General features: G+C 65.2%; 4 protein-coding genes. All 4 read right to left on the bottom strand.

Translation table 11 applies throughout. The features are described 5' to 3' along the window. On the bottom strand, positions 1–126 hold a 126-nt coding region (cas5, locus tag G4O04_05950), incomplete at its 3' end, for a CRISPR-associated protein Cas5 (GenBank protein ID HEY58062.1). 158 nt (positions 127–284) lie between these two features. Continuing rightward, positions 285–1,367 carry a type I-B CRISPR-associated protein Cas7/Cst2/DevR gene (gene cas7i / locus G4O04_05945; protein ID HEY58061.1) on the bottom strand — a complete coding sequence of 361 codons (1,083 nt, stop codon included), beginning with the start codon at positions 1,365–1,367 and terminating at the stop codon, positions 285–287. Between the two features lie 10 nt (positions 1,368–1,377). Continuing rightward, the gene (locus tag G4O04_05940) at positions 1,378–2,838 is read right to left on the bottom strand and encodes a type I-B CRISPR-associated protein Cas8b1/Cst1 (protein HEY58060.1); all 1,461 of its coding nucleotides are present in this window, start codon (positions 2,836–2,838) and stop codon (positions 1,378–1,380) included. 355 nt (positions 2,839–3,193) lie between these two features. Further along, positions 3,194–3,598 carry a hypothetical protein gene (locus G4O04_05935; GenBank protein HEY58059.1) on the bottom strand — a complete coding sequence of 135 codons (405 nt, stop codon included), beginning with the start codon at positions 3,596–3,598 and terminating at the stop codon, positions 3,194–3,196. Positions 3,599–3,720: the final 122 nt, after the last annotated feature.

The raw sequence follows: 3,720 nt of genomic DNA, 5'->3' as shown, positions 1-3,720 counted from the left end.
GCTGGCGATGTGGCCGTAAAGGGTGGCCGGTGGGGGCATCTCGTAAGTGGGCTGCACCCCGACCATGAAGTGGGGATAGCGGAACGAAGTGGTCAGCCCCTCGGCCACAATTTTGAGGACACGCAGCGTTTCGGTCACCGTTCGGTCCTCCTGGGGATGAACCGGGGCCGGGAAGGCCTTCTGGGTCCGGAAGATTTTAGTGAGGGCCGGACCTCGGGGGTATCCCGTACCCTGAAGGACGAAACCCGCTCAGGTTGTCGGGCCCCGCCCCGAGGTCCAGGAACCTACGCCAGCCACTCGGGATGGTCCTCCAGATCCCGGGCCAAGGCTTGCAGGGCTTCCCGGGGGTGGGCGATGAACACCCGCGTCGCCCAAGTTTCCAACGCACCGCCCTCGCTCAGGGCTTCCTCCAGTTTGGCCCGCTCGGCATCCAAGAAGCCCCGCGTCCAGCCGATGTAGAGGTCGGAGAGGACGTCATCGCCGTACACCAGCAGGGCCTCGGCCAGGGCGGGCAGGTGGAGCACGGGGCGGGCGTGGCTATCGGTGGTGAAGATGTGGCCGAAGAGGTGGTTGCCGCCTCGGGTGACGGCCACGAAGACGATGTCGGGAGTCACATCGGTGTAGTGTAGGCTCTGCTTGGCCCCGCCTTCCAGGTGGGCCAGCCCTTCCAGCAAGGCGCGGATGCGGCGCACCCGCTCTTCGTGAGGCAGACGGTAGGCTTGCTCGGCTTCCAGGTGCTCCAGCCCCTTTTCTTGCGCTTCCTGCCGCCGGGGTTCGTCCAGGTTAAGGAAGCCGGTGCGGTTGACATAGGTAAAGGTGCCCGCCATGTGCAGGTCGAGGGAAAACAGGCCCTGAAGGGTGGCGCGGTAGAACTCGTGCTCATGGGGTACGGGATCCCCCTCATGGCGGGACATGGTGCCAAAATCGGTGACGATGCGCACCGGGGCCAGGGAGACTAAGGTGCTCACCCGGAAGGGCGAGACGCGGGTGACCGTGTCCTTGGTGGGCGTAGCCTCGGCCACCAGGCCGCTCTTCTCGCGGGCTTTGACGGCTTCGGCTTTTTTGGAAGGCGCCCGCATATAGCCGAACAGGTCATCATCCCACCAGCGAATGGGGTTGGCATCGGTGTAGGCGACTTTCTGCTCACGGAAGATGGGCGCAGCCTGCCAGCCCCATGGGCCTTTCTCCACCGTGGTGCGTAGCCAATAGCGGAAAGCCTGGGCTGAGACATAGGGGTAGCGGCCCTCCCGGGTGGGGATGGTCTTTACCCCCACGGCGTTGTCCGTGGCCCCGCCGGGGATGGTGCCCAAATTGTTCAGGGCCGAGGCGGGGGCATCGATCAAGAGTAAGCCGGTGATGAAGGACATGGGGACCTCCTTACTCGGATTCGTCTTCGGTTTCGGGCAGTTCGACTTCCTTGGCGTGTTCCTGGAGCCAGCCCTTGGCGTAAAGTTGCTCGAAGAGTCGGATGAGCACCAGGTCGCGGCCCAATTTCCAATCGGCGTAGGGCACGCCTTCGGCCTCTTCGAACACGGCCAGGAAGCGCTCCAGGGTGACGAGGGGCGGCCGCCCTCGCTTGACCTCGGCGTGGGAAGCCTTGATGAGGGCCATGCGGAGGTGGTCGTAGCGCTGGGCGGTGAGGAAGGCGCGGAAGAAACGGCGGTCGTTCTGGCCGACGATGTACTCGGCCAGGGCGTCGCCCAGTTCACGGATGTGTTGGATGCGTTCGGCGTCCATAAGCATCACCTTTCGCAGGAAGAGTTCGGTCAGTTGCCAGGAGAGCAAAGCGGCCTCGCGGCGCAGGTCGTAGGCCGCCGTCGGGTCATCTTTGCCCCACGCGCCGTGGCGGCGGCGCAGGAAGTAGCGGCGGATGAACCCCGGCGCATCCTGGGGCAGGGCGAAGAGGTCTTCATAGAGGCGGTTATAGCGGGGTGGCGGGGCCTCGCTTTGACCCCGCTTGGCTTTGGTGATCTGCCAGGCCCGGGCCACCAGTTGGTCCCATGCCGGGCGGTATTTGGGGTTGAGGGCGGTTTGCAGGAAGTCACTGACCTCTAAGGGCAGGGGGAAGAGGTCCAGTTCGGCTCCTTGCCCGCTGTTGGTGAAGTAGTAGCCGGTGACGGTAGGCGGCACGCCGCGCACGGCTTCCCGGCGTTCCTGCAAGGCATCGACCAGGATCTCCACCAAGGTGGTTTTGGGTTTGTGGGGGCTGGTTTCGGGGAGTTTGCGCTCCCCGGCGGCCCGGGCGGCTTGCACATGTTTGCGATTGGTCTCCAAGAAAGTGCGGGCGAAGTGGAACAGGATGCGCGGATCGTCGCTGTGCACCGCCAGCAGCCTGCCGCCCACCTTGGCGCAGCCCAGGGGCAGCGCCTGGAAGGCCAGCATGGCCTCGCCGCTGAGGGGCACGCCGGCATCGCCATAAGGGTGGAAGTTGATGTAGCCTTCGCCGCTGAGCAGCGGCACATGCTGGCGAAAGGCCCGACCAGGGGGCAGCGTGCCTTTGACATCGTAGGGCACGGCTGCGGCCGGGCGGCCGGTGAAAGGGTCGCGCTCCGCGGTGAGCGTTGCGTCCAGGGCGGCGAAGAGCACCCGACGGGCGTAAACGCGGCGCTTTTCAGGCTTCTTGTTGTAGGCGGGCTGGGTAAAGCCCGAGTTGGGAAAGGCCACGGTGAGGAACGACTTCAGCGGGTCCACCACATAGTGCTCCGCCATCCAGCGGGCGGCGGTTTCCAAGTCGTCGGTGGTGAGGTCGCGCGGATGGCGCTTGCGGGCGAAGGCGGTGAGCGTTGCCAAGCCCACATCCAAGAACGGATGGCCGGTGTAGTCCAGGTGCAACGACATGGGTGTCCATCCCTCCTATCACACGCTCGGCGCAGCACGGGGAGCCTGGTGTCCCCCTGCGGCTCCGCATCGCGCCCTAAGTGTACCTCAAGCGTCCCGAGCCGTGCTCCCCAACGAATGGGGAAAAGGTCGGCAACCGGTACCGAAGGCGACTCCATGGGCAGGCGGAGGTCGGTGCTGCGGGCGGTGCGTTTCCCCCAAGGGGACGGCGCGCCGGTGAGGCCGACTTTCCTGCCCTTCCGAGGTGGCGAGGTCAAGCGCCCCCTCCCCTCCGGCGAAGGGGGGCAGGGGGGGGCGTGGGGGCGCGTCCTCGGCCAGTCCAGCCGGTGCCCAACAGGTCAGGCGCCCGGTGGGGTCAGCGCGGCGCGCGGCGATGACGGGCCTCGTCGCGCAACGCCTGCAGATTGAGGATCTCGGCCACTTCAAAGCGGGGCGGTACTACCCGCTGGCCATCGGGCCCCACCACGGGGCGCATGCGAATACAGGGCGGGAAGTACCCCATGCGGCCATGCAACTCGGCGACGAGTAGCACCGCGCTGAAGTTGAGCGCCGGCGGGTTGATGAGAATGGGCAAAGTCTGCCATTCCTCGGGGGTGAGCCCGGCCGCATCGGCCATGGCCGCGATTTGGGGCGCCAGGGGCTGCTGCGTATCCACCTGACTGTCGATCACCATGACCCGGTCGACCTTCTGACCGGTCAGGTGTTCGATTTGGGCCAAATGCTCGTCGGTGAGGGGGTGGGCGAAGTTGAGGAGGAGCATGGGAGCTTCACTCGACCAGCTCAACTTTGTAATATGAGCCTTTTTGTCCAACGATTTTGACCTTCACCTCATCTGTCTGAAGGCTCTGGAATTTCTTCTTCGAAATTTTCAGTTTCCCTTTT

It is taken from the genome of Anaerolineae bacterium (assembly GCA_011176535.1).
Classification (GTDB): Bacteria; Chloroflexota; Anaerolineae; order Anaerolineales; family DRMV01; genus DUEP01.
Note: the sequence above shows the minus strand (reverse complement) of the source record. Positions and strands in the feature narration are given on the sequence as shown.